The sequence below is a fragment of the Acetobacter sp. DmW_043 genome (assembly GCF_002153485.1).
In the GTDB taxonomy this organism is placed as follows: domain Bacteria; phylum Pseudomonadota; class Alphaproteobacteria; order Acetobacterales; family Acetobacteraceae; genus Acetobacter; species Acetobacter thailandicus.
This window is the reverse complement of sequence record NZ_JOMN01000104.1, coordinates 1-316: the sequence shown is the minus strand read 5'-3', so window position 1 is coordinate 316 and position 316 is coordinate 1. Positions and strand designations below refer to the sequence as shown.

General features: G+C 59.2%; 1 pseudogene. It reads right to left on the bottom strand.

The window, feature by feature from the left end:
• Nucleotides 1–316, bottom strand: a pseudogene (locus tag HK11_RS12070) (IS5/IS1182 family transposase); the annotation flags it as partial.

Below are 316 nucleotides of genomic sequence, written 5' to 3'. Positions count from 1 at the left end.
AGGCCACCGCTTGCAGCGTTCCAACGTGCCGCAGGATCGACCGGAGAGATATATTTTGGTTGTACGGGCGTAGCAGACCCAAATGCAGCATCGTCCAGCACCGAGAAATACTCCCGCACAGCACGATGGGCTGCCTCGATTGGCAGCTTGTCTGGGCTCGGAACACTGCGCTGCCGATTAGAGTCGGCCTTGATCGTGCTGGCATCGACCGCAAAGCCTTCACCGCCCACCAGTCCCTTGGCGATGCACTGCCGGACGGTCATTTCGAACATTTGGCGAAGCAGATCACTCTCCCGGAAGCGTCCGTGCCGGTTTT